The sequence below is a fragment of the Micromonospora sp. LOL_025 genome (assembly GCF_048060285.1).
In the GTDB taxonomy this organism is placed as follows: domain Bacteria; phylum Actinomycetota; class Actinomycetes; order Mycobacteriales; family Micromonosporaceae; genus Micromonospora.
This window is the reverse complement of sequence record NZ_JBHMIR010000005.1, coordinates 74,481-99,969: the sequence shown is the minus strand read 5'-3', so window position 1 is coordinate 99,969 and position 25,489 is coordinate 74,481. Positions and strand designations below refer to the sequence as shown.

Below are 25,489 nucleotides of genomic sequence, written 5' to 3'. Positions count from 1 at the left end.
CGGCGGTGACTGCGGTGGCGGTGACTGCGGTGGCTGCGGTGGCTGCGGTGGCGATCTTGGAAGGGGCGGGCCCCCGTGAGGGCCGTTCCTTGCCGAGATCTGCGGCGGACCGGTCGTGCGGGCCGGGACGGGGCTCCGACGCGGGGGCCGGGCGGCCGGCCGCGAGGGTGGTCAGGGGGGCGGTGGCCACCTCGTCGAGGCGGTGGTGGGCGGCGTCCAGTTGGGCGGCGAGGCGGCGGGCCAGGCCCAGGCGGACCGGGCCGCCCTCGCAGTCGACGACGACGCAGGGCGCGCCGGTGGCCGCGAGCACGCCCGCCGCGCGGGCCGCCCGGTCGAGGGGTCGCTCGCCGGCGGTGGCCCGGCCGTCGGTGACGACCAGCACCAGGGGGCGGCGGCGGGGATCGCGCAACCGCTCCAGCCGCAGCAGGTCGGCGGCGGCGAGCAGCCCCTCGGCCAGCGGGGTGCGCCCGCCGGTGGGCAGCTCCGCCAGCCGGACGGAGGCGGCGAGCACCGACGAGGTGGCCGGCAGCAGCAGCTGCGCGGCGGCGCCCCGGAAGGCGACCACCGCGACCTTGTCCCGGCGCTGGTAGGCGTCGGTGAGCAGGGCGAGCACGGCCCCCTTGACGGCGGCCATCCGCGCCCGGGCGCCCATCGAGCCGCTGGCGTCGACGACGAAGAGCACCAGGTTGCCCTCGCGCCCCTCGCGGACGGCCTCCCGGACGTCGTCCGGGCGCAGCCGCAGCGGCCCGCCGACCCGGCCGCGGGCGGCCTGGTGCGGGGCGGCGGCCCGGACCGTCGCCGGCAGGTGCAGCGCGCCGGCCCGGCCGGTCGGCACCCGCGCCCCGGTGGTCCGTCCGCGCCCGGTGCGGGCCCGGGAGCGTCGGCCGGGCACCCCGTCGCCGACCCCGGGCGCGGTGAGCAGCCGGGCCTTCAGGCCCTGCCGGGGTACGGCCACGGTCTGCCCGCCGCCGGAGCGGCCGTCCGCCGGCCGGCTCCGGCCGGGGGCGCCCGGGTCCCCGGCGTCGGGCGGGCCGGTCGAGGCGTCGGCCGCGCGCCCGGAGGCGTCGTCGCCACCGCCGGCCCGGTCCGGCCACGTGCCCTCGCCGCCGTCGCGGCCGGTGTCGCCGTCGCGCCCGGGACCCGGCGCGTCCGCGCCGGCCGGCGTGCTCCCGTCGGCGTCGCCGGGATCCGGGGCGCCGCCGGCCCCGGCCGGGCCACCGTCCCGGTCACCGGGGCCTCGGCCGCCGGGCCCGCCGCCGCCGTCCGGGCCGGAGCCCGGGCCGTCGCCGGGGCCGCCCGGGTCGTCGTCGGGGTCGTCGTCGCCGGCCCGGTCGAGGGCCTCGTCGAGGCGCTTCTCGTCGAGCCCGGGGGCGTCGAACGGGTCCCGGCGACGCCGGTGCGGCAGGGCCAGCCGGGCGGCGACCCGCACGTCCTCCACCGTGACCGCGTCCCGGCCGTGCCAGGCGGCGTGCGCCAGCGCCGTACGGGCGGTGACGATGTCGGCGCGCATGCCGTCCACGTCGAACGCCGCGCACACCTCGGCGATCCGGCGCAGCGCGGCGTCGGGCAGCAGCACGTGCTCCAGCCGCTGCCGGGCGGCGGCGACCCGCCGGGCGACCTGCGCGTCGGCGTCGGCCCAGCGGGCGGCGAACCCGGCCGGGTCGGCGTCGGCGGCGAGCCGGCGGCGGACCACCTCGACGCGTACGGCGGGATCGCGGCTGGCGCCGACCTCCACGGTCAGCCCGAACCGGTCCAGCAGCTGGGGGCGCAGCTCCCCCTCCTCCGGGTTCATCGTGCCGACCAGCAGGAACCGGGACGCGTGGCTGACCGAGACGCCCTCGCGCTCGACGTGGCAGCGGCCCATGGCGGCGGCGTCGAGGAGCAGGTCGACCAGGTGGTCGTGGAGCAGGTTGACCTCGTCGACGTAGAGCACCCCGCGGTGGGCGGCGGCGAGCAGGCCCGGCTCGAAGGCGCGCACGCCCTCGCCGAGGGCCTTCTCCAGGTCGAGCGAGCCGACCACCCGGTCCTCGGCCGCGCCGACCGGCAGCTCCACCAGCCGGGCGGGACGCCGCTCGGCGGCCGGCGCCCCCGGGTGCGGCCCGTCCGGGCAGGACGGGTCGGGGGCGGCGGGGTCGCAGGCGAAGCGGCAACCGGCCACCCGGTCGACCGGCGGCAGCAGCGCCGCCAGGGCCCGCACGGCGGTCGACTTGGCGGTGCCCTTCTCGCCGCGTACCAGCACCCCGCCGATCGCCGGGGAGACGGCGTTGAGCAGCAGGGCCAGCCGCATGTCGTCCATGCCGAGCACCGCGCTGAACGGGAAGGTGGTCGCTGGGTCGCCTTCCGTTCGCGACTGCGGGGCTCGCAGAACCGGCTCACTCCTCGCGCTCACTGCCGTTCCTCCAGGTCGCCCTCGCTGGCCAGGTACGTCTCGCGGAGCCGGTCCAGGGTGGCCGGCTCGGGCTCGGCCCACAGGCCCCGGTCGGCCGCCTCCAGCAGCCGCTCGGTGATGCCGCGCAGCGCCCACGGGTTCGACTGCTCCAGGAACTCCCGGGTCGTGTCGTCGAAGACGTACGCGGCGCTCAGGTGCTCGTACATCCAGTCGTCGACGACGCCGGCGGTGGCGTCGTAGCCGAACAGGTAGTCCACGGTGGCGGCCAGCTCGAAGGCGCCCTTGTAGCCGTGCCGGCGCATCGCGGCGATCCACTTCGGGTTGACCACCCGGGCCCGGAACACCCGCCGGGTCTCCTCGCCGAGGGTGCGGGTGCGCACGTCGTGCGGCATCGCCGAGTCCCCCACGTACGCGGCCGGGGCGGCGCCGGTGAGGTGGCGGACCATCGCCACCATCCCGCCGTGGTACTGGAAGTAGTCGTCGGAGTCGACGATGTCGTGCTCGCGGGTGTCCTGGTTCTTCACCGCCACGGCGATCCGGGCGAAGGAGCGTTCCATGTCGGCGCGCGCCTCCCGCCCGTCCAGCCCCCGGCCGTAGGCGTAGCCGCCCCAGACGGCGTACACCTCGGCGAGGTCGGCGTCGCTGCGCCAGTTGCGGGCGTCGATCAGCGGCAGCAGCCCGGCCCCGTACGCCCCGGGCTTGGAGCCGAATACGCGGGCGGTCGCCCGCCGCTCGTCGCCGTGTTCGGCGAGGTCGGCGGTGACGTGCGCGCGCAGGAAGTTCTGCTCGGCGGGCTCGTCGAGGGCGGCCACCAGGCGCACCGCGTCGTCGATGAGCGCGACCACGTGCGGGAAGGCGTCGCGGAAGAAGCCGGAGATGCGCACGGTGACGTCGACCCGGGGGCGGCCCAGCTCCGCCGTCGGCAGCACCTCGACGCCGGTGACCCGGCGGGACCGGTCGTCCCACGTCGGGCGGCAGCCGAGCAGGGCGAGGATCTCGGCGATGTCGTCGCCCTGGGTACGCATGGCGCTGGTGCCCCAGACCGTGAGCCCGACCGAGCGGGGGTACTCCCCGGTGTCGGCGAGGTGCCGGGCGAGCAGCGAGTCGGCCAGGGCCACGCCGACGTCCCAGGCGTTGCGGCTCGGGATGGCCTTCGGGTCGACGGAGTAGAAGTTCCGGCCGGTGGGGAGCACGTTGACCAGGCCCCGGGTGGGCGAGCCGGACGGGCCGGGCGGCACGAACCGCCCGTCGAGCGCGCCCACCACCCGGTCGATCTCGTCGGTCGTACGGTCCAGGCGCGGCACCAGCTCGGTGGCGGCGAAGCGGAGCACCGCGGCGGCGTCCGGTACGGCCCGCCCGGCCACCTCCCCGACCACCGCGTCGACGGTGTCGGCGTCCCAGCCGAGGGTCTCCATGCCGACGACCAGCCGGCGGGCCAGGGCCTCGATCAGGTCGACCGCGTCGGCGGCGGTCACGCCCGGCCCCTCCACGGTCTCGGTCAGCGCCTCGGGCACGGTGAGCCGCTCCCCGGGGGCGGCGAGCAGCGCCTGTTCGTCCAGCCCGTACGCGCCGGCCAGCGCCTGCCGCAGGCCGGGCAGCGCGCGGGCGCCGCCCCAGACCTGCGGGGCGCGCAGCACGGCGAGCACGAGGTTGACCCGGGCCTCGCCGGTGGGCGCGGCGGCGAGGATGTGCAGGCCGTCGCGGATCTGCACGTCCTTGACCTCGCACAGGTAGCCGTCGAGGTGCAGCACGAAGTCGTCGAAGTCGTCGGCGTCGGGCATCCGCTCGGCGTGCAGGTCGTGGTGCAGCTCGGCGGCGCGTACCAGCTCCCAGATCTGGGCCCGCAGGGTCGGCACCTTGGCCGGATCGAGGGCCTGCACGGTGGCGTACTCGTCGAGCAGCTGCTCCAGCTTCGCCAGGTCCCCGTACGTCTCGGCGCGGGCCATGGGCGGCACGAGGTGGTCCACGACGACGGCGTGCGCGCGCCGCTTGGCCTGCGTGCCCTCGCCGGGGTCGTTGACGATGAACGGGTAGACCAGCGGCAGGTCGCCGAGGACGGCGTCCGGGGCACAGTCGGCGGCCAGCCCGAGGCCCTTGCCGGGCAGCCACTCCAGGGTGCCGTGCTTGCCCAGGTGCACCACGGCGTCGGCGCCGAACCCGCCGTCGGCGACGGGCGCGGCCAGCCAGCGGTACGCGGCCAGGTAGTGGTGGCTGGGCGGCAGGTCCGGGTCGTGGTAGATGGCGATCGGGTTCTCCCCGAAGCCGCGCGGCGGCTGGATCAGCAGCACCACGTTGCCGAAGCGCAGCCCGGCGAGCACGATGTCGCCGCCGTCGGTGTAGAGCCCGCCGGGCGGCTCGCCCCAGTGGGCGAGCATCCGTTCCCGCAGCTCCGCCGGCACCTGCGCGAACCACCGCCGGTACGTCTCCCCCGGCACCCGCGCCTCGGCGGCGCCGAGCTGTTCCGGGGTGAGCCACTCGACGTCGTGACCGCCGGCGGCGATGAGGGCGTGGATGAGCGCGTCGCCGTCGTCGGGCACCGGGGCGTCGCCGAGGTGGTAGCCGGCGTCGGCCAGGGCGGCGAGCAGCCGCACCGCCGAGGCGGGGGTGTCCAGGCCGACGGCGTTGCCGACCCGGGAGTGCTTCGTCGGGTACGAGCTGAGCACGACCGCGAGCCGCTTGTCGGCCTGGAGTACGTGCCGCAGGCGGGCGTGCCGCACGGCGATGCCGGCCACCCGGGCGGCCCGCTCCGGGTCGGCGGCGTAGGTGGAGAGCCCGTCGGCGTCGATCTTCTTGAACGAGAACGGCACGGTGACGATCCGGCCGTCGAACTCGGGGATCGCCACCTGCATCGCGGCGTCCAGCGGGGACAGCCCGGCGTCGCTGGCGGCCCACTGCTCGCGCGTGCTGGTCAGGCAGAGCGCCTGGATCACCGGCACGTCCAGGGCGGCGAGCGCGCCCACGTCCCAGGCGTCCTCGTTGCCTCCGCCGGAGGCGTCGGCGGCGACCGTGCCGCCGGCGGCGAGCACGGTGACCAGCAGGGCGTCGCAGCGGGCGAAGAGCCCGAGCGGCCCCGCGCCGGCGGTGAGTCCGCGCAGCGAGCCGCAGTAGATGGGCAGCGGGTCGCCGCCGGCCGCGTCGACCGCGTCGGCGAGGACGTCGACGAACCCGGTGTTCCCGGCGAGGGCGTGCGCCCGGTAGAAGACGATCCCGACCGTCGGCCGGTCCGGCCGCGCGGGCCGCTCGCCGTGGATGCCGTACGTCGGGGTGGGCGCGGGCGGGGCGAAGCCCTCGCCGGTGAGCAGCACCGTGTCGGAGAGGAACCGGGCGAGCTGGGCGAGGTTCTCCGGCCCGCCCTCGACCAGGTAGGCCAGCGCCTGGGTGGCCACCCCGGAGGCCACGGTGGAGGCCGCCATCAGCTCCGCGTCCGGCACGTTCTCGCCGCCGAGCACGACCGTCGGCACGCCGGAGGCCAGCACCGCGGCCAGCCCGTCCGGCCACGCCTGCCGGCCGCCGAGCAGGCGTACGACGGCGAGGTCGACGCCGTCGAGCAGCGCGGGCACGGCGTCGGCGGCGACCCGGGCGGGGTTGGCGAGCCGGTAGTCGGCGTCGCTGGCGCGGGCGGCGAGCAGGTCGGTGTCGGCGGTGGAGAGCAGCAGGATGCGCACGGACAGCTCCGGAGAGTGACACCCGGGTCGACGCGGGACGACCGGGCGATGCGGGGATGGGCGCGGTTCAGCGGGTACGACGAGCCGGCGGCCGGCTCACCGGCGGGCCGGCGGGGTCGGGCGGCGCGGTGCGGACGTCAGCGGTACGCGGCGAGGGCACGCCCGGGCGCGGCGACCCGGCCGGTCACGGCGCGGGCGCCACCGGGCGCCGGGCGACCGGTGGCGGGCGCGGTGCGGGCCGGCGGGTGCGCGGCGGCCCGGCGGCTGGGCAGCGGCACGGAAGCGCAGTCGCCCGCGGGAGAACTGCCGCCGGCACGGCCGGGCACGATGCGACGATGATCGTCGATGGGGGAGACGCGGTGCGTCATCGGGTCCTCCTCGGGTGTCCACGCCCTGGGGTCACTCCGACGGCCGAAGTATCCTGGCTCCCGGATCGACGCTCTCCCCCGGCCTTCCAACCGCGCACGCACGGCCGTGACTCACGAGGGGGGATCACTCCCCGGTGACAGTGGCGGGACCGCGCCGGAATCGCACCGGCTTCCTTCACTGCCGTCAGGCCGCGAATGCTGCCACACCCCGGGGCCGCCGGTCAACGCCACCCCATCCCGGCCCACGGCACCTCGAATTGATCGACAATCAGCGATCGGTCTGCTCATTCGGGAGCGCCTTTCGCATTGTCGTCTGCCGATGTGACGTCCGGGCCGACGGATGCGGGAACGATGGCCCCGGAACGCGTTCGGGCCGAACGTCCCGGGACCCGCGCGCATCCCGGCGCCCGGGTGCGGTTCCGCTTGCCCAGCAGGCAGGCTGCGGCGGGCGGGAGCCGTCCTCGCCCGCCCGGCGTGGTGACGGGGACCTCGACCACGGTCGACGTCGGCTCACCGGTCGGCGAGCCCCGATTCGTAGCCCGCGATCACCAGTTGCGCCCGGTCGCGGGCGGCCAGCTTCGTCAGCAACCGGCCGATGTGCGTCTTCACGGTGCCCCGGCTGAGGTGCAGGTGCCGCTCGATCTCGGCGTTGGACATCCCACGGGTGATCAACGTCAACACCTCCCGTTCCCGCCGGGTCACCCCGTCGAGCCGTCCGGACACCCGCCGGGCGGCCGGCAGGCGGGTGAACTCGGCGATGAGCCGCCGGGTGACGCTCGGGGCCAACAGCGCCTCGCCGGCGGCGACCACCCGGATCGCGTCGAGCAGCCGTACGGGTGGCGTGTCCTTGAGCAGGAAGCCGCTCGCCCCGGCGCGCAACGCCCGGTACACGTACTCGTCGAGGTCGAACGTGGTGAGGATGAGCACCCGCGGCGCGTCCCGGAGCGCGGTGACCTGCCCGGTGGCGGCGATGCCGTCCAGTTCGGGCATCCGGATGTCCATCAGGACCACGTCGGGCGCGTGCGCCCGGGCGAGTTCCACGGCGGCGCGCCCGGTGCCGGCCTCCGCCACCACGGTCATCCCGGGGGTGGCGTCGAGCAGCAGGCGGAGGGCCCCGCGCAGCAGCGCCTCGTCGTCGGCCAGGAGCACGCGTACCGGCTCACCCATCGTCGGACACCTCCACGGTGAACGGCAGCCGGGCACGGACGGCGAACCCGCCGCCGGGCGCGGGGCCGGCCTCCAGGCTGCCGCCGTGCATCGCCGCCCGTTCGCGCATCCCCCGCAGTCCGTGGCCGGGCGGCCCCACGGCACGCCCCGCCGTCCGGTCGTCGACGACGGCGACGGTCAGCGCCCCGGGCCCGATCGCGACGGTGATCCGGCAGCGGGTCGGGCGGGCGTGGCGCAGCACGTTGGTGAGCGCCTCCTGCACGATCCGGTACGCCGAGGCCTGCACGGCCGCCGGCACCCGTGGCAGGTCGGGCGCCACCTCCAGGTCGACGGCGACGCCGGCGACGCGGACGTCCGCCACCAGCCGGTCGAGTTCGGCGAAGCTCGGCGCGGTGTCGACCGGATCGCGCAGCGCGCCGAGCACGCCCCGGACGTCGTCGAGGGCCGCCCGGCTGACCCGCTCGATCGCGGCCAGGGCGGCCCGGCCCTGGCCGGGATGGCTGTCGGCGAGGTGGTTGGCGACCGCCGCCCGCATCGCGATCACACTCAGGTTGTGCCCGACCACGTCGTGGATGTCCCGGGCGATGCGCAGCCGTTCCTCGGCCACCGCCCGGTCGGCACGCAGCTCGGCGAGCTGGGCGGCGTGCTGCCGGCGGGCGCGTACCGCCCGGCCGAGCGCCCACGCGCCGGCGAGCACGGTCGCGGCGTAGAGCAGGACCGGCACCGGCGTGGCCGCGAACGACTCCTCCCCCGGCCGGATCGGGACCACCGGCAGCCCGGGGACCGCCGTGGCCGCCACGCCCCCTGCCGTGACGCCCGCGAGCGCCCCGACGAGCGCCGCGCCGGCCCGCCGGGTGGGAGCGCACAGGGCGGGCGGGTAGAGCGCGAGCGCCACCGCGAACACCACGGCGTCGCCGGCGACCCCGACCGCGACCGCCACGGCCCCGGCCAGCACCACGACGGCGAGCACCGGCAGCGGCCAGCGCCGGCGGAGGGCGAGGGGAAGCCCGAACAGCACGGCCAGCCCTCCGGCGAGCACCGGGGCGGCGGGCGTCCGGAACACCGCGAGGGCTACGAGGGCCACCGCCACCAGCGCGTCGGACGCCATCAGCCGCCGCGGCCCGAGCCGCCCCGTGGTGACCACCGGGCCACCGTATCCGCCGGACGAGCGCCGGGCGTCGGACCAGGGTCCGATCCCGGTCCGGACCGCGCTCCGACGTGCGCGGCCGGTCGGCCGGCCCAGACTGCCCGCATGACCGTCCGACTCCTCGCCGCGGTCGCCGCCGTGGCGCTCGCCGCGTCGCCGGCTGCGGCGTCCACCGCCGGATCTCCGGCCCCTGTCGACGCCCCTGCCGTCGACGCCCTCGTCCGGGAGTACCGCGACGCCACCGGGCTGCCCGGCGTCGCGGTGGCCGTGACCCGGGGAACCGACGTGCTGCACGCCGCCGGCTACGGCCACACCCCGGCCGGCGCCCCGGTCACCGCGTACAGCCCCATGGCCGTGGCGTCGGTGAGCAAGTCGTTCACCGCCCTGGCGGTGATGCAGCTGGTGGAGGCCGGCCGGGTGGAACTCGACGGCCCGGTCCGGCGGCACCTGCCCGAGTTCACGATGGCCGATCACCGCGCGGCCACGATCACCGTACGGCAGCTGCTGGACCAGACCTCCGGCATGTCGGACAGGACGTTTCCCGCGTTCAGCCGGCGGCAGCCGGACTCGTTGCGGGAGGCCGTGGCGGGGATGCGCACCGCCCGGCTGGCCGCCGCCCCCGGCACGCGGTGGGAGTACCACAACCCTAACTTCCAGGTGGCCGCGCGCCTGGTGGAGGTCGTCAGCGGCCGCACGTTCGACGACTACCTGCGCACGTACGTCTTCGGTCCGCTCGGCATGGCCGACAGCCGCACCATCGACGTAGCCGCCGAGCTGCCGGCGAGCGCGCGCGGGCACCTGATGATCCTCGGCGCGGCCGTCGCCCTGCCGGAGCCGCCGGCCTTCGGCAACGGTTCCGGCGGGGTGCTCAGCTCCGCACGCGACATGGCGGCGTGGCTGGTCGCGCAGGGCAACCGGGGCCGTGGCCCGGACGGCACGTCGGTCGTCTCCCCCTCGGGCCTCGCCACGCTGCACCGCCCGTCGGCCGTCTCGGGCTCCTACGCCCTCGGCTGGTCCGTCGAAGGACCGCCTCGGGGGCGCCGACGATCGGACACGGCGGCGACCTGTTCACCTCGACGGCGTACCAGGCGCTGCTGCCCGCGTCCGGCCACGGTGTGGCGGTCATGGCGAACACCGGCCTGTCCCACGGCCACGCCTCGGCCCTCGCCGAGCGGCTCATCGCGCTGATCGAGGGAACGCCGCCGCCCCCGGCGGGTACGCCGCTCGTGGTCGTCGACGCGGTGCTGCTGCTGCTCGCCGTCGCCACGGCGGCGCTCGCGGGCCGGGCCGTGCTCCACTCGCGCCGCTGGGCGGCCGGCCGGGTGGTACGCCCGTGGACGCTGGTGAGCCTGCTCCCACTGCTCGCGCCGCTGCTGTTGCTCGCCTCGATCCACCGGGTGGTCGGCGCGCTCTACCGGGGCCGCGACGTCGCCTGGATCCAGGTGGCGTACCTCTATCCGACGTTCATGGTGCTGCTCGCCACCGCGACGCTGGGGTCCGCCGCCGTGCTCGTGGCGCGGCTCGTCCGACTCCGGCCACGCGAGCGCGCCTGACGGCGGGCGGCCGGTCAGCGGGCGTGGCGCTCCGGGTGGGCGCGGTTCCACACCCGCATCCGCTCCGGGTAGCCGGTGCGGGCGGCCTCGTACAGCGGCACCGCGTGCTTGCGGGCGATGGACCCGGCGGCGCGCGGCGAGCCGGTGCGCCGGCGGATCCACTCGCCGTCGTGGGCGATGGCGACCACGGTGGTGTCGGTCGCCGTGGTCTCCGGCTCCAGGTAGAACTCCACGCCCCGGCGGCTGGCCACGAACGCCTCCAGCGCGGCCAGGTCCTCCCGGGTCGCCTCGCGGTCGAGCTTCGTCGGGGTCGCGTCGGCGGCGCGCGGCCGCCGGTTGAACCAGCCCATGCCCGGCTCCTCTCCTCGGCGTCCTCCCAGTGCAGCACCGTCACCTGGCAACCGCCTGCGCACCACCTGGGAGCCACCTGCGCGCCCGGTCGTCGCCCCCGGGCCTGTCCTTCGCGGGGTGGCGGACGAGCACGGGCCGGCGGGCGGGTGGTGGCTCAGCGGGCCGGCGGGCGGGTGGCCGGCACCAGGGCGAGGGTGGGCAGCAGCAACAGCGGCACGACGAGCAGCGCCCGCAGGGTGCCGACCCGGTCGCCGAGCAGGCCCAGCAGCGGGGGGCCGGCCAGGAACGCCGTGTACCCGATCACGGCGACCACGCTGACCCGGGCCGGCGCCCGCCGCTCGTCGTCGGCCGCCGCGCTCATCCCGACCGGGAAGCCCAGCGACGCGCCGATCCCCCAGAGCGCGACGCCGGCGATCGCCACCGGCCCGGAGCCGGCGAGCACCGCCACGCCCGCGCCGAACGTGGCGAGCAGGATCGTGGCGGACAGCACGGGCACCCGACCCCACCGGTCCAGCGCGACGGTGCCCGCCGTGCGGCCCAGGGTCATGCCGACGACGAAGACGCCGAAGACCGCTGCCCCGGCCGCCTCGCTGAGGTCGTGGCCGTCGATGAAGGCGACCGCCAGCCAGTCGTTGGCGCTGCCCTCGGCGAACGCCGACACCAGCACCAGCAGGCCGACGAGCAGGGTGCGCGGCTCCCGCCAGGCGGCGAGCAGTTCGCGGCGGCGCTCGACCGGGGCGGCCGACGCGGAGGCGGTGCCGCTCTCGGCCGCCGGCAGGAACGACCGGACGGCCAGCAGCGTGCCGAGCAGCACCACCGCGGCCAGAACGGCGAGGTGCGCGGCGACCGGCACGCCGAGGCGTGCCGCCCCGGCGCCCAGCCCGGCCCCGGCCACCGACCCGAGGCTCCACGCCGCGTGGAAGCGGGGCATGACGGTACGCCCCAGCCGCCGCTCGACCGCCGCGCCCTCGACGTTCATCGCCACGTCGCAGATGCCGGAGCCGTAGCCGAGGGCGCACAGCCCCACCGCGACCCCGGCCAGGGACCCGGCCAGGGCGGCGACCCCGGTCACGGCCAGCCCGGCCGCGACGACCAGGGTGGAGAGCGCGACCGTGCGGGCCGCCCCGAGCCGCTGGGCCACCAGGCCGGCGGTGGGCATCGCGAGCAGCGCGCCGACGGACATGGCGAGCAGGAGCAGCCCGAGCCGGCCCGCGCTCAGCCCGAGCGCGTCCCGGACGGCGGGCACCCGGGAGAACCAGGTGGCCACGGCCAGGCCGTTGAGCGCGAACACCACGGCCACGCCGGTGCGGGCGGCCAGCACCGCCCGGGGTACGGCCGGGCGCGGCGCGGCGGGCGGGGCGGCGGTGTGGCTCACGGTGGCGGTCCTCTCGCCTCGGGTCGTCTGCCGCCCGATCCCACACCTGAGAGCGCTCTCAGAGCAACTCGGCCCCGCCCCTTACCGTCTGCCCGCCGGAGGGGGATGATTCGGGCGACCGTCCACGCCGCGACGGCCGAGCACGGGGAGGACCGGGATGACGACGACACACCGACCACCGACCCTCCAGGACGTCGCCCGGGCGGCGGGGGTCTCCCGGGCCACCGCCTCGCGGGTGATCGCCGGCACCGGCTACGCCTCCCCCGCCGCGCGCGAGCGGGTGAACGTCGCCGCCGACCGGCTCGGCTACGCACCGAACCCGGCCGCCCGCGCGCTGGTCCGCGGCACCGGGGTCCGGCTGGTGATGGCGGTGACCGGCACCGCCGCGACGGTCCTCGACGACCCGTACGTCCACCGGGTGCTCGGCGCGTGCGCCCGGGTCTGCGCGCCGCACGGGCTCGGGGTGGCGCTGCACTGGCTGCCCACCCGGGCGCCGGGCGAGGTGCGCCGGCTGGCCGAGGACCGCGGCGTCGGCGGGGTCGTCCTGATCAACACCACCGAGGCGGTGCTGGACGCGGTCCCGGCGAGGCTGCGCGGCCGGGTGGCCTCGATCGGCATCGGCTCCGCCCTCGTACCGGCCTTCGACGTGGACAACGGCGGCGGCACCGAGGCCGTCGTCCGGCACCTGTACGCCACCGGGCGCCGCCGCATCGCCATGGTCACCGGGCCCCGCTGGCTGTCCTGCGCCGGCCGGTCGGTCCGCGCGTACCGGCGGATCGTGCGCGACGCCGCCCTGCCGGAGCGGCTGGTCCCGGGGGACTTCAGCGCGGACCGCGGCCGGGCGGCGGCCCGGGAGGTGCTGGAACGCTGGCCGGACACGGACGCGATCGTCGGCAGCAGCGACGCGACCGCGCTCGGGGTGATCGACCGGCTGCGCGGCGACGGCGTCCAGGTGCCCGGGGACGTCGCGGTCACCGGCTTCGACGACATCCCGCTCGCCGCGATGACCACCCCCGCGCTGACCACGGCGACGCATCCGGTGACGCGGATCGCCACGGCGGCGGCGACGGCCGTGCTGGACGGGCGACCGGTGCCGCCGGCGACGATGTTCACGTCCCGGCTGGTCCGCCGGGTGAGCGGATGAGCCGGCCCCCGGCCGGAGCCGCGCCGGCGGGCTTCCGCCTCCCGGACGGGCGTACCGCCGGTGGGATTGAGCGGCGGGCTGGCGGGTAACCGCCGGCGCATGCCCGCCCAGGACGAGGAGCGGTGATCACGTGGCCGAGCCCGCGCCGCCGCACCGGCAGCCGGAGGAGAACATCCGGCACGGCCGGCTCGCCGCGCGTCCGGCGCCGCCGACCGCCCTGGCCGCCGCCGGGCTGGCGTCGCTGACCGACCCGCGGGGCGCCGCGCTGGCGATGGTGTACGCCCCGGAGCCGGTCGACGGTCCGCCGTACCGGCTGGTGCTGCTCCTGCACGGGGCCGGCGGCTCGGCCCGGCAGGGGCTGGACCTGCTGCTGCCGGTCGCCGACGCGCACCGCCTGCTGCTGGTCGCCCCGCAGTCGGTGGCGAGCAGCTGGGACCTGATCGGCGGCGAGGGCTTCGGTACGGACGTACGGCGCATCGACGGCCTGCTGGCCACGGTCTTCGCCGGCTACCCCGTGGCGCGGGTGGCGTTCGGCGGGTTCTCCGACGGCGCCTCGTACGCCCTCTCCCTGGGCCTGACCAACGGCGACCTGGTCGACGCGGTGGTGGCCTTCTCCCCCGGCTTCGCCGCGCCGCTGGTCACCCACGGCCGGCCCCGGGTCTACGTCTCGCACGGCGAGCGGGACCCCGTCCTGCCGGTGGACGTGTGCAGCCGCCGCCTGGTCCCCCGCCTGCGCTCCCTCGGCTACGACGTCACCTACGACGAGTTCCCGGGCTCCCACGAGATCCCCCCACCCATCCGCACCCGCGCCACCACCTGGCTGACCACCTGACCCCGCCCCGCCCGCGCCGCCCCGCTGCCGTCGATCATGCAGTTCTGGTGGCCGGTGTGGAGTGGTTCGCGGCTTTCGTGGGGCACCACGACTGCATGATCGACGGGGGACGACGGCGGGGCGGGAGGTGGCTAGGATCCGGGGGTGGATCCGCTGAGCGGGCTGCTGGAGGGGCCTCGGGCCCGGGGCGCCTTCCTGCTCCGGTCGATGCTCGATCCGCCGTTCGCGCTGCGGATCGAGGACCGCGCCCCGCTGACCGTGGTGGGCCTGGTGCGCGGCGCGGCGTGGGTGGTGCCCGACGACGGCGGGCCGGCCGCGCTCGGGCCGGGCGACGTGGCGGTGCTGCGGGGACCGGACGGCTATCTCGTGGCCGACGACCCGGCCACTCCGCCGCAGGTGGTCGTCCACCCCGGGCAGCGGTGCACCACGCTGCGGGGCGAGCCCCTGGCCGAGGCGACGGCGCTGGGCGTACGCACCTGGGGCACGGGCGCGGACGGCTGCACGGTGCTGCTGACGGGCACCTACCAGCTGCCCGGCGAGCTGGGCCGGCGGCTGCTGACCGCCCTGCCGCCCCTGCTGGTGGTCGGCGGCGAGGACCGGAGCGGCCCGCTGGTGTCCCTGCTCGCCGACGAGGTCACCCGGGACGCGCCCGGCCAGGAGGTCGTCCTCGACCGGCTGCTCGACCTGGTGCTGATCGCCGCGCTGCGGACGTGGTTCGCCCGCCCCGGCGCCGCGCCCGCCTGGTACGTCGCCGCCGCCGACCCGGTCGTCGGCCCGGCGCTGCGGCTGCTGCGCGACGATCCGGCCCGGCCCTGGACCGTCGCCGCCCTCGCCGCCGAGGTGGGCGTCTCCCGGGCGGCGCTGGCCCGCCGTTTCACGCAGCTGGTCGGCGAGCCGCCGATGACGTTCCTGACCGGGTGCCGGCTGGCGCTCGCCGCCGACCTGCTCCGGGAGCCCGACGCCACCCTCGGCGCGGTCGCCCGCGAGGTGGGCTACGGCAGCCCCTTCGCGCTGAGCAGCGCGTTCCGTCGGGTCCACGGCGTCAGCCCCCGCGACCACCGGCTCGCCCGCTGACCGCGCGCCCGGTCGAGGTGCGGGTCGGGTCACGTCGATGGACGGTTCGGGCGTGGCCGGTTGGGGAAAGTGACCCCGGCGGGACGATGAGGGGCAGGGGACGGCGGCTGCTTGCGACCCGGAGACCAGCGCGGGGACAGGGGGCCGGGACGTGGATTCGAAGCAACGCGTCGGACCGGTGGGTGCCGGGGTGGCCGTCGACGATCTCTTCGCCGGCGACGACGCGACCAGCGCCGCGCACCGGGCCACCGACTGGGCGGCCACCGCCCTGGGTCCGGTGGAGAACTGGCCGCCGGAGCTGTGCGCGGCGGTACGCACCGTGCTGCCGTCGAAGATCCCGATGCTGCTGTGGTGGGGCACCGAGCTGGTGCAGATCTTCAACCACGCGTACACCCCGGTGCTCGGCGACAAGTACCCGGCCGCGGTCGGCCAGCCGGGCGCACAGTGCTGGCCGGAGGTCTGGGCCGAGTTGGGCCCGCTCACCGACCATGTGCTCGCCGGCCGGGGCGCCACCTACGCGGAGAACCAGCTGCTCCTGCTCAACCGGCACGGCTACCTGGAGGAGACGTACTGGACCTTCTCCTACAGCCCGGTGCGCGCCGGGCACGGCCGGATCCCCGGTGTCTTCGTGGCCACCACCGACGTCACCGCCCGGGTGCTGGGTGACCGGCGGCTGGAGACGCTGCGCGAGCTGGGCTCGATCTCCATCGCGGCGGCGGACACCACCCGCGACGCCGCCCGGGCGGCGGCCCGGGTCCTCACCGGCAGCCCGGCCGACCTGCCCGCCGTGATGATCTACCTGCGCCCGGCGGGCGCGACGCCGGACGACGACAGCGCCCCGACCGGCCCCGGACCGGACGGCAGCCGAGGCTCCGACGCGGACGAGCTGGTGCTGGCCGCCTCGGTCGACGTGGCCGACGACACCGCCGCGGGGACCGGGTGGCTGGCACAGATCGCCGAGGTGGCGCGCACCGGCCGTCCCGCGCGGGTCCGGGGAGTGGCCCTGCCCGGCGACCCCCGCGCCGGGGCCGGGACGGTCGTCGGGGTGCCGGTGGACGAGGTGGTGGTGCTGCCCCTGCTGGCGACCGGGCAGGACCGCCCGGCCGGCGTGCTGGTCGCCGGCATCAGCCCCTTCCGGGAACTGGACGAGGCGTACCGCGGGTTCCTCGACCTGGTGGCCAACCGGGTCTCGACGGCGCTGAGCGACGTGCTGGCGTACGAGGCGCAGCGACGTCGGGCCGCGGCGCTGGCCGAGCTGGACGCGGCGAAGACGGAGTTCTTCACCGACGTCAGCCACGAGCTTCGCACCCCGCTGACGCTGATCGCCGGCCCGGTGCGGGAGAGCCTCGCCGACCGGCGCGAGCCGCTCCCGCCGGGCCAGCGCGAACGCCTGGAGCTGGTGCACCGCAACACCGGCCGGCTGCGCAAGCTGGTCAACGACATGCTCGACTTCGCCCGCCTGGAGGGCGGCCGGCTGGACGCGGAACGGGTGGAGACCGACCTTCCGGCGCTCACCGCCGGCGTCGCCGAGTCGTTCGCGTACGCGATGCGCCAGGCCGGGCTGGCCTACCGGGTCGACGTCGGGGCGCTGCCGCGCACCGCGTACGTGGACCGCGACATGTGGGAGAAGGTGGTCGTCAACCTGCTCTCCAACGCCCTCAAGTACACCCTGGCCGGCACGGTGCGGCTGCGGCTGCGGGGCGACGGCGAGCACGTCACGCTGACCGTCGACGACACCGGCGTCGGCGTTCCCGCCGACCAGCAGCCGCTGCTGTTCCACCGCTTCCACCGCGTACGCGGCGCCGGCGGCCGGTCGCACGAGGGCACCGGCATCGGGTTGGCGCTGGTGCAGGAGATGGTCCACCTGCACGGCGGCGAGGTCAGCGTGCGCTCGGTCGAGGGCGAGGGCTCGACGTTCACCGTCCGCCTGCCGTACGGCCGGCCCACCGCCCCGACGAGGCGCCGCGAGCGGACCGACGGGCCGACCCACGAGGCGTACGTCGCCGAGGCCCTGCACTGGCTGCCGGAGGCCGCGCCCGCCCACCCGGAGGCGACCGACGACGACGCCCGGGACGCCGCGACGGTGCTGGTGGTGGACGACAACGCCGACCTGCGTGCGTTCCTCGCGAGCCTGCTCGCGCCCCACCACCGGGTGGTCGTCGCGGCCGACGGCCGGGAGGCGCTCGACCGGATCGCCGAGCGGGTGCCGGACCTGGTGCTGACCGACGTGATGATGCCCCGCCTGGACGGCTTCGGGCTGGTCCGGGCGCTGCGCGCCGACCGGCGTACCGCCGGGCTGCCGATCATCGTGCTCTCCGCGCGCGCCGGTGAGGAGGCGGCGGTGGAGGGGCTGCGGACCGGGGCCGACGACTACCTGGCCAAGCCGTTCTCCTCGGAGGAACTGCTCGCCCGGGTGGGCGCGCACCTGGAGCTGGCCCGGTTGCGCAACGAGGAGGCGACCTGGCGGGCAGCGCTGATCGAGTCGTTGCAGGACGCGTTCGCCGTGGTCGACGCCGACGGCGCGCTGGTCGAGGCGAACGAGGCGTTCTGCCGCCTGGTCGGCGCCGCCCGGCTGGCGGCGCCGGTCGCGCCGCCGCACCCGTGGTGGCCGGAGGCCGACGCCGCGCCCGCCGACCGGCGGCTGCTGATCGACGTGCTGCGCACCGCGCGGGGCTCCGGCCGGGGGCGGGTCACCCTGCCGCTGCGGCACGCCGACGGGCACTGGATCTGGGCCGAGGCGGTCTACAACTCGCTGCGGGAGCCGCGTACCGGCCGCCGCCTCTACGTCGCCACGCTGCGCGACGTGACCGCCGAGGTCCGCGCCGCCGCCCGGCAGTCCGCCCTGGCCGCGCTCTCCGGCCGGCTCGCCCGCGCCACGGACGTGGCCGAGGTGCTCGACGCCGGCCTGTCCGAGCTGTGCACCCTGCTGGACGGCACCCGCGGCCTGGCGGTCTGCGCCGACGCCGCCGGTACGCCGCTCGTGGTGACCCAGGGCCTGACGCTGACCCGGCAGGTGCAGCGGGCGCTCGACGGGCTGGCCGCGGAGGGCGAGCCGCAGCTCGTCGTCGACGACGCGGGCCGGGTGACCGCGCTCGGGGCGCGCATCGAGCCGGGCGGGGCGCCCGGCGGGGCGTGGCTGGAGCTGGACCCGCCCCGGTCGGTGCAGTCGGTGGACCGGCCGCTCGTGCGGCAGCTCTGCGCGGCGCTGGCCCAGGCGCTGGTCCGCGCGCGGGCCTTCGAGACCCAGCGGACGGTGGCCCTGGCCATGCAGCGGGCGATGCTCGGTCCGGTCGACCTGCCGGCCGGGTTCGCGACCCGCTACCAGCCGGCGGTGGCGCCGCTGGAGGTGGGCGGCGACTGGTACGACGTGGTCCAGCTCTCCGGAGACCTCGTCGGCGTGGTGGTGGGCGACGTGGTGGGGCGGGGCCTGCCCGCCGCCACCGTGATGGGCCAGCTGCGCAGCGCCTCGCGCGCCCTGCTCCTACAGGCCAAGAGCCCCGCCGAGGTGCTCTCCGCGCTGGACGACTTCGCCCGGATGGTGCCGGGGGGCGCCTGCACCACCGTCTTCTGCGCCATCATCGACCGCTCGCTGGGCGTGCTCCGCTACTCCTCGGCGGGCCACCCGCCGGGCATCCTGGTGCACCCGGACGGCTCCGCCGACCTGCTGACCCGCGCCGGCTCGGTGCCGCTGGCCAGCGTCGCGGTGCCCGGCCGGCCCGAGGCCGGAGCGCAGCTGCGACCCGGTTCGACGCTGCTGCTCTACACGGACGGGCTGATCGAGCGGCGGCGGGAACTGATCGACGCCGGCATCTCCCGGGCGGTCGCCGCGCTCACCCAGGGCCGCGAGCTGCCCGAGGGCGCGCTGGCCGACCGGATGGTCCGGGACCTGCTGCCCGACACCCGCAACGACGACGTGGCGGTGCTGGTCTACCGGCACCGGGAGCCGGCGGTCTTCGCCGCGGCGCTGACCGCCGACCCGGGTCAGCTCGCGCCGACGCGGGAGGCGCTGCGGGAGTGGCTGACCGGCCTCGGCATCGGCGAGATGGACGTCGACGCGGTGCTGATCGCGGCCGGCGAGGCGTGCGCCAACGCGATCGAGCACGGTTACCGCTTCGCCCCGGACGCGTCGGTCACCGTCCGGGGGCGGCTGCGCGCCGACCGGCTGGAGATGGTGGTCAGCGACACCGGCGGATGGCGGGAGGCGACCCCCGACGACAGCGAGCGCGGCCGGGGCCGGCTGATCATGGCCCGGTTGATGGACGAGGCCGCCGTGGCCGGCAGCGCCGAGGGCACGACCGTACGCCTGGTCAAGCGCGTCTCCGGCACCTGACCGGCTGCCGTCCCGACGGCCGTCGCGGTGACCGCCACCCGGGGGGCCGGCGTCGGGTGGCCGACGCCAGGGGCCCCCGGCACGGTGAAGATCGGCTATAAGTGGCGGATGGAGTTTCCCGCCTACCTGGCCACCATGCCGATGCACGCGATCACCGAGATCCACGGCGAGCCCGGCCTGCTGGCCCGGTTCCGGCTGGAACTGCGCGCGTTCGACGAGGCCGCCCGGGAACGGCTCACCGAGGCCCTCGACCTGGCCGCCGAGCTGCACCGCGACGACCGGCGGGTACGCGAGCCCTACCTGAACCACCTGCTGCGGGTGGCGATCCGGATGATGCACCACTACCAGGTCCGCGACGTCGACGTGATCGTCGCCGGCCTGCTGCACGACGCGGTGGAGGACCACCCCGACGAGCTGGCTGCCGCGTCCTCCGGCGGGCCTGCCGGGCCGCACGACGGTGGGGACGCCACCGCCGCCGCCCTGGCCGTGCTCGCGCAGCGGTTCGGCCCGAGGGTGGCCCGCCTGGTCGGCGCGGTCACCAACCCGGCGTACGACCCGGGGCGGGACAAGCACGTCCAGTACCGGGAGCACGTGGCGGCCAGCCTGGACCGGGAGCCGTGGGCGCGGGTCATCAAGATCTCCGACTTCACGGACAACGGGGTGGGCGTCATCCACACCGTCGGCCCGAAGGTGACCTCGTCCGCCCGCAAGTACCGCCCGCTCGTGCCGGTCTACCGCGACCTCGTCACCCGGCCGGACACTCCCCTGTCGGCGCCGGTCAAGGAGCACATCCTCGGCCAGCTCGACCTGGCCGAGGAGCGTTTCAGCGCCATCCTCGACGAACCACCCCACCCGAACTGACCCGCGCCTTTCCGACCAAGGTTGACGCTGAACCTCGGCTGGGGGTCAGGCCGCCTTGTAGACGCTGTCGAGGTGCCATTCCAGGAACTCCGTGTTCGGCCGGTCGACACGGCGATCTGGAACAGCTATCTGCTCGCCTGCCTTGGCATAGAACTGGTCGCCGTTGCCGAACTCGCTGCGAAGTCGAGGGCTGACCATGAGCCGGTACTTGGGATCCACTCCCAAATAGCCCTTGTCGAAGAGAATGTGCACGTCCGACTTCAGGAGCAGGCCGTTGTCCAGGCGGTGCTCGCCGCCCTTCGGCAGCGGCCGGATGTGCGCGGCCTGCAACACCGGTTGCACCCTGTTGCCGGTGATTGCGCAGCGTCGGCCGTACGCCCCGAGCACCACGGCCTTGAACGACTGCTGGCCCAGCCGCTGGCGCACCAACCGTGGATCTCCGTAGACCGGGCCGGGCCGATGCCAGGGCTCACTCAGGTCGAGTTCGACAGTCATGCCGATCAGGCGGTGGATCAGCAGTTCGAAGTAGTCGCCCCAGGCGGGATCCGCGAGGTCGTACGTCTTGCCCTGCACCACGTTCGACTTGAACTCGGGCGGCGGGCCAACGGTGGACTCGTCCGGGAAGAAGCTGGTGTCACGCACGAAGATGCAGCCGATGACGGGATCCTCGTCGGGCGCGATCGGCTGCCTCCGATAGCGGCCGACGCTGAGGCGCATCTCGTCGATGCTAGCCGCGCCGTTGGCCTCCCCGAACAACTCCCATGCCTCGGAGATCCGCAGCTGAGTGAAGCCGCTGAAGAAGCCGCCACCGATGACGCGGTTGAGGGGGTGGTGGGCCTTGAAGAAAAAGGGCTCGCCGGCCGTCAGGGCCCGAAACCCGCCGCCCGAAGGTCGCCAGAAGTTGACCTCGTTCAGCTCGGGACGGGCCGCCAGGAAGCGGTACCACTTCTCATCCGTGACCCCCACGAAGGCCTTCACGCCGACAAGCGTGCCTCCACGTTGATCTCCGCGCCACCCTCCGAACAGCCGACGCCTCCACTTTGGGGTAGGCCATCTGCTCGATCACTTTCATGATTGATTGATGGCCGACCGGGGCGTGGGGGTGGATTCCCACCGGCTTCCCGTCGAACGATCATGGCCGGCGGTGCTGTGCCGAATTCGGCCGCCCGGCGCCCCCATTCGACCTGAGGTTCGTCGCTCCAGTCCGGGGTCGGGCGTGGAGTCCCGCGGCGGGTCGCGAGGATGGCGAGCGTCTCGCGGCGTACCTCGTCGGGTTCGTGGAACAGGCGGCGGTGGGTGAAAGCGGACAACGAGAACGCCCCTGGCCGCCAACAGTGCGTCGCGTCGCAGGTCCATCTCGCGCTCCCGCCCGTCGGCGTGGGTCGTCGCGCCGTCCAGCTCGATGTCGACGAGCTCGGCCTCGGCGAACAGGTCGAGGTAGACGACCCGTCCACCCAGCCGCATCCGCGCCTGCCCTTGAAACGCCGGCATTCCCGGCCCGACGAAGACGTGATCGTGTCCCCAGATCTCCAACGGACTTCGGCAGCCGGCGGCGAGCCGGTCGAGCAGCCCACGTAGTGCGGCACGACCCGCCAGCTTCGGCGCGGTCGCCAACGCGGCGGCGATCCGCTGCGGGGTGGTCAGGCGGTCGTTGACCGCCCTGATCAGGGTCGCCGGCCGGTCCGCCGGAGGCAGCAGCGGCCAGGCGTCGACGAGCGTCCGGTCCAACCGGGTGACCGGCTCGCCGTCGCGTACCAGCGCATGAGGTGGCTCCGGAGCGAAGGACCGGCGATGGTGTACGACCAGGTGCGGTCCGCTGCGCAGTCCCACTCCGATCGGCACGTCCACGTGTACCGGCTCGCCACGCAGCTGGCGGCGCAGCTTCCACACGTCCAGCGCGGTGAGGTGGCTCAACGCGCCGCGACCGCCCGTGTAGGCCACGGCCGCCCGGCGGGCCAGGATCGGAGTGACCCGGGCCAGTGGCGGCGCGCTCTCCACGTCGTGGACCAGGGCGGCGTCCGCGTAGACCCCGGGCAGAAGCCGGAACAGGCGTCCGGAATGCGATGCGTCCTCGATCACCCAGCGCGGGAGTACCTGCACGGCAGCGTGTCGGGTGACGAGCCCGCCGTTGCGGTCGACCAGGGCCCGCAGCACAGAGTTCACGCCGCCGACCGTGCCGGACACGGCCACCACCTGCCACGTGGACCCCGCGATCGTTGTGGACAGCGGTGCCGCTGTGGACAACTCCCACCCGCGTCCGCGACAGTGCTATGGCGCCGATGATCGTTTGTCGATCGCCCGGAAGCCACCCACCACTTTGGCCGGGCTTCCAACAGATGATCGAGCGCCGTTCACCGCTGGACCACGCGGCACCCGACGGAGGGCGGTGCCCCGATCAGGGCTCCCGCATCCAGAGCGCCGGATCGTTCACGAAGACTCCCTTGCCCTGGTGGCGCCAGATCACTCGCAGCGCTTCGAGCCGCACGTAGACCTGCTTGACGGTGGACGGGCTGACTTTGTGTGTCGCAGCGAGCTGCGTGATTGAGGGCAGTTTGTCGCCCGGCTTGAGCTTCTTCGCCCTGATGTCGGCGACGATCTCGTCGGCGATGCGGATGTAGTCGGCGGTGATCGGCATGGCTCCCCCTGCGTGGCACGCCATTCGATCACGCAACGACACCCTGCAACAACTCATCGTTCGCTCGGATGACTGAGACAGCTAAGTTGAGAACTGCCTCTCCCCTTGCGTGGCAACAAGGAGCAGGGGCTCTCCCCCCGATCTGGGCCGTGCGCCTGCCCGGCCCCGTCCGGCTGCTCTGCTGTCGTACCGCTGAATCGGGTGCGGCGGACGAGCGGGCGGGTCGTCCGCTGCCCCCTCGCGGACGACCCGCCCTTCCAGATCCCATAGCGAGGAGCTCCGTGCTCCCGCCTCCCTCAAGAGAGGTTCGTCGTGGCTCAGGTGTACCGGGGTGGTCAGCCCTACCCGGCCGGTTACCCGGGCCGGTTGACGCCGCACGAGGTGCGGACCCGCGAGTTCGCCGCGCGCCGGCGTGGCACCGACCCTGTGGAGGTACGCGAGTTCCAGGCCCGGGTCTCCGACGAGCTGGCGATGCTCAACGAGCGGTGCGGCTGCTCGCTCAGGAGAACGACCGGATCAGGCGGGCGCTGCGCGACTGGCAGGCCATGCACGCGCGGGAGTGCCGGCCGCCGGAGGAGCACCACCGCAACTCCGGTCACTGGTGACCGCGCGCCCCGGCGGTTTGCTCGTCGTCGACGGCCGGGCATCGGTGCAGTTCGCCGGGAACCGCGCCCTGACCTTCCGCGTCGCCTCGGTCTCGGACCAGCTGACGTACGCCGGTTGGGTCTGGCTGACCGGCTACGTCCTCGACCGTTGCGGCGAAGCGACCGCCAAGCGCGAGATCTACGTCCGGCTCGCCGGCCTCCGTCCGGCGGCGGGTGCCCCCGCCCCGAGATGGGCCTGTGGCACCGGCCCCTATGCTGCACGGCGTGACCAAGGTGACGGCGGAGCAGCTCGCGACCGCTCGGGGCTGCGTGCTCGGGCTGATGCTCGGTGACGCGGTCGGCGCGACGGGCGGCACGGTGCCGGCGGGCGGGCCGCTGGCGGCGACCAGCGCCGGGCAGCTCGCCTGCTTCACCCTGGACGGCCTGATCCGCGCCCACGTCCGGCAGCGGCACCGGGGCATCTGTCACCCGCCGAGCATGGTCTGGGAGTCGTACCGGAACTGGGCCTTGATCCAGGGCGTTCCCGGCTTCACGGTCGGCGGCGAGGGCAACCGGCCGGGAGGCTGGCTGGCGAAGGTGCCGGCGCTGACGGAGCGGCGCGGATCGGCGCCGGCGACCGTGGCGGCACTCCAGCGGCGCAAGATCGGAACGATCGACGAGCCCAACGGTACGAGCACCGGGGCGCACGCGCTCACCCGCACCCTGCCGGTCAGCCTCTACCCGTGCGATCCGGCGGAGATGGCCGCCCTCACGCACGCCGGTGACGCTGTCGGCGCCGCCGGGCTGGGTGGTGCCGTGGTCCGTCTCCTCGCCGCGGGACGCCCACCCGTCGAGGCCCTGGAGAGCGTGGCGGCGGACCCGGGAGGCTTCGCCGAGGTGTCGCAGCGGTCCCTGGTTCCGGCCCTGGCCGCGGCCCGACCGGCCGCGCCCTCGACGGGCGAGCTGACCCGCCTCGCTCCCGACGCCAGGGCGGTTTCCGCGCTGGCCGGCGGCGTCTACGCCGTCGCCTGCTTCCCGGGGCGGGAGACGGTACGCGAGGCGCTCCTCTTCGCCGCCTCGGCCGGCGACGGCGGCCACGCCGTGACGGTGGCCGGCGCCCTGCTGGGCACGGCACACGGGCCGGACGCGCTCCCGGTCGACTGGGTGTCCCGGCTGGAGTTGGCGTGGACGGCGGACACGCTGGCCCGCGACCTCGTCACCGAGTTGCACGACAGCCCGTCGGGAGGCGAGTACTTCCCCCCGACCGATCCCCACTGGAGGACCCGCTACCCCGGCTGACGGCGACAGCGAAGCGCCGCCATCGCTCGCTGCGCCACGGCGCCCGCACCCACGCCAGCGCCTCCCGCTCGTGCGTGAACCGCGACGGCTGAGCCTCCTCCACCGGCCCGCCGTCGGCCACGGGAACTCCAGGTGCAGGGCTTGACCCTCGAGTCGGTCGAGCCCCGAGCATGTGCCGCGAAGACCCGGCGGCCGGCCGCCGGGTCCCGACCGTGGGGAGCACAGTGGACACGAACGACGCCGACGACGTCATGGCGCACATCGGCCGCGCGCTGGAGCTGGGTGGCGCCGGCGACCGGGCCGCCGCACGCGAGGCCCTCACCCGGCTCTGGGACCGGGTCGGCGGCACCGGGGACGCCCTGCACCGCTGCACCGTCGCGCACCACCTGGCCGACCTTCAGGAGTCGGTCGCGGACGAGGTGGCGTGGGACCGCCGCGCGCTGGCCGCCGTCGCCGACCTCAGCGACGAGCGCGTCCAGCGGCACCACGGGTCGTTGCGGGTACGCGCCCTCCTGCCGTCCCTGCACCTCAACCTCGCCGACGGGTACCGCCGCGCCGGCGACCTCGCCCGTGCCCGGGAGCACCTGGCGGTCGCGGCGCCCCTCGCCGCCGAGTTGCCGGACGACGGGTACGGCACGATGATCCGCGACGCGATCACGCGGGTGGGCGCCCTCCTCGACGCCGGGTCCCGGGAACCCCTCGCCGCACCGTGACA

The 25,489-nt window shown here is 75.8% G+C and carries 18 protein-coding genes, 1 pseudogene and 1 riboswitch; of the genes and pseudogenes, 9 read left to right on the top strand and 10 right to left on the bottom strand.

Annotated elements, in window-relative coordinates; all coding sequences use genetic code 11:
• Positions 1–160: 160 nt before the first annotated feature.
• The 5 genes and pseudogenes from ACFHW0_RS09125 to ACFHW0_RS09105 all read right to left on the bottom strand — a co-directional run.
• A pseudogene (locus ACFHW0_RS09125) lies at positions 161–2,389 on the bottom strand (VWA domain-containing protein); the annotation flags it as partial.
• A complete protein-coding gene (cobN, locus tag ACFHW0_RS09120; protein ID WP_416606844.1) occupies positions 2,386–6,054 on the bottom strand; it encodes a cobaltochelatase subunit CobN in 3,669 nt (1,222 codons plus the stop codon). The gene cobN and the pseudogene ACFHW0_RS09125, both read right to left, overlap by 4 nt.
• Positions 6,055–6,191: 137 nt before the next feature.
• A complete protein-coding gene (locus tag ACFHW0_RS09115) occupies positions 6,192–6,422 on the bottom strand; it encodes a hypothetical protein (protein ID WP_416606843.1) in 231 nt (76 codons plus the stop codon).
• A gap of 46 nt (positions 6,423–6,468) precedes the next feature.
• Positions 6,469–6,598: riboswitch (cobalamin riboswitch) on the bottom strand.
• A 334-nt stretch (positions 6,599–6,932) separates the two neighbouring features.
• Positions 6,933–7,589, bottom strand: a complete 657-nt coding sequence (locus ACFHW0_RS09110; RefSeq protein ID WP_416606842.1) for a response regulator — start codon at positions 7,587–7,589, stop codon at positions 6,933–6,935.
• A complete protein-coding gene (locus ACFHW0_RS09105; protein ID WP_416606841.1) occupies positions 7,582–8,733 on the bottom strand; it encodes a sensor histidine kinase in 1,152 nt (383 codons plus the stop codon). The genes ACFHW0_RS09110 and ACFHW0_RS09105 overlap by 8 nt, the downstream gene beginning before the upstream one ends.
• Positions 8,734–8,841: 108 nt before the next feature.
• Between ACFHW0_RS09105 and ACFHW0_RS09100 the strand changes: the two genes are divergently transcribed.
• Both ACFHW0_RS09100 and ACFHW0_RS09095 read left to right on the top strand, forming a co-directional pair.
• Entirely contained in the window at positions 8,842–9,924 is a 1,083-nt protein-coding gene (locus ACFHW0_RS09100; RefSeq protein ID WP_416606840.1) for a serine hydrolase domain-containing protein, read from the top strand.
• Positions 9,861–10,289: a hypothetical protein gene (locus ACFHW0_RS09095; RefSeq protein WP_416606839.1), complete on the top strand. Its 429-nt coding sequence runs from the start codon at positions 9,861–9,863 to the stop codon at positions 10,287–10,289. The genes ACFHW0_RS09100 and ACFHW0_RS09095 overlap by 64 nt, the downstream gene beginning before the upstream one ends.
• Before the next feature lie 14 nt (positions 10,290–10,303).
• Here the strand turns inward: ACFHW0_RS09095 and ACFHW0_RS09090 are convergent, their stop codons facing one another.
• Both ACFHW0_RS09090 and ACFHW0_RS09085 read right to left on the bottom strand, forming a co-directional pair.
• A complete protein-coding gene (locus ACFHW0_RS09090; RefSeq protein ID WP_210835071.1) occupies positions 10,304–10,639 on the bottom strand; it encodes a hypothetical protein in 336 nt (111 codons plus the stop codon).
• 155 nt (positions 10,640–10,794) lie between these two features.
• A complete protein-coding gene (locus tag ACFHW0_RS09085) occupies positions 10,795–12,015 on the bottom strand; it encodes an MFS transporter (RefSeq protein WP_416606838.1) in 1,221 nt (406 codons plus the stop codon).
• Between the two features lie 157 nt (positions 12,016–12,172).
• On the opposite strand from ACFHW0_RS09085, the gene ACFHW0_RS09080 reads away from it, so the two are divergent.
• The 5 genes from ACFHW0_RS09080 to ACFHW0_RS09060 all read left to right on the top strand — a co-directional run bounded on the left by ACFHW0_RS09080 (position 12,173) and on the right by ACFHW0_RS09060 (position 20,256).
• A complete protein-coding gene (locus ACFHW0_RS09080) occupies positions 12,173–13,159 on the top strand; it encodes a LacI family DNA-binding transcriptional regulator (RefSeq protein WP_416606837.1) in 987 nt (328 codons plus the stop codon).
• A gap of 130 nt (positions 13,160–13,289) precedes the next feature.
• Positions 13,290–13,991: an alpha/beta hydrolase gene (locus tag ACFHW0_RS09075; protein WP_416606836.1), complete on the top strand. Its 702-nt coding sequence runs from the start codon at positions 13,290–13,292 to the stop codon at positions 13,989–13,991.
• Positions 13,992–14,135: 144 nt separating this feature from the next.
• The gene (locus tag ACFHW0_RS09070; protein WP_416606835.1) at positions 14,136–15,065 is read left to right on the top strand and encodes an AraC family transcriptional regulator; all 930 of its coding nucleotides are present in this window, start codon (positions 14,136–14,138) and stop codon (positions 15,063–15,065) included.
• 190 nt (positions 15,066–15,255) lie between these two features.
• Positions 15,256–19,395 carry a SpoIIE family protein phosphatase gene (locus tag ACFHW0_RS09065; RefSeq protein WP_416606834.1) on the top strand — a complete coding sequence of 1,380 codons (4,140 nt, stop codon included), beginning with the start codon at positions 15,256–15,258 and terminating at the stop codon, positions 19,393–19,395.
• Between the two features lie 108 nt (positions 19,396–19,503).
• Positions 19,504–20,256, top strand: a complete 753-nt coding sequence (locus ACFHW0_RS09060) for an HD domain-containing protein (RefSeq protein ID WP_416606833.1) — start codon at positions 19,504–19,506, stop codon at positions 20,254–20,256.
• A 45-nt stretch (positions 20,257–20,301) separates the two neighbouring features.
• On the opposite strand, the gene ACFHW0_RS09055 is transcribed toward ACFHW0_RS09060, so the two are convergent.
• The 3 genes from ACFHW0_RS09055 to ACFHW0_RS09045 form a co-directional block, all read right to left on the bottom strand.
• The gene (locus ACFHW0_RS09055) at positions 20,302–21,234 is read right to left on the bottom strand and encodes an HNH endonuclease (RefSeq protein WP_416606832.1); all 933 of its coding nucleotides are present in this window, start codon (positions 21,232–21,234) and stop codon (positions 20,302–20,304) included.
• 90 nt (positions 21,235–21,324) lie between these two features.
• Complete coding sequence (locus ACFHW0_RS09050; protein WP_416606831.1) at positions 21,325–22,419, bottom strand: hypothetical protein; 1,095 nt, start codon at positions 22,417–22,419, stop codon at positions 21,325–21,327.
• 232 nt (positions 22,420–22,651) lie between these two features.
• On the bottom strand, positions 22,652–22,891 hold the full coding sequence (locus tag ACFHW0_RS09045) for a winged helix-turn-helix domain-containing protein (protein ID WP_416606830.1): 240 nt from the start codon (positions 22,889–22,891) through the stop codon (positions 22,652–22,654).
• Positions 22,892–23,760: 869 nt separating this feature from the next.
• Here ACFHW0_RS09045 and ACFHW0_RS09040 point away from each other — a divergent pair.
• Together ACFHW0_RS09040 and ACFHW0_RS09035 are read left to right on the top strand one after the other, a co-directional pair.
• On the top strand, positions 23,761–24,774 hold the full coding sequence (locus ACFHW0_RS09040) for an ADP-ribosylglycohydrolase family protein (RefSeq protein WP_416606829.1): 1,014 nt from the start codon (positions 23,761–23,763) through the stop codon (positions 24,772–24,774).
• A gap of 251 nt (positions 24,775–25,025) precedes the next feature.
• Positions 25,026–25,487, top strand: a complete 462-nt coding sequence (locus tag ACFHW0_RS09035) for a hypothetical protein (protein ID WP_416607022.1) — start codon at positions 25,026–25,028, stop codon at positions 25,485–25,487.
• Positions 25,488–25,489: the final 2 nt, after the last annotated feature.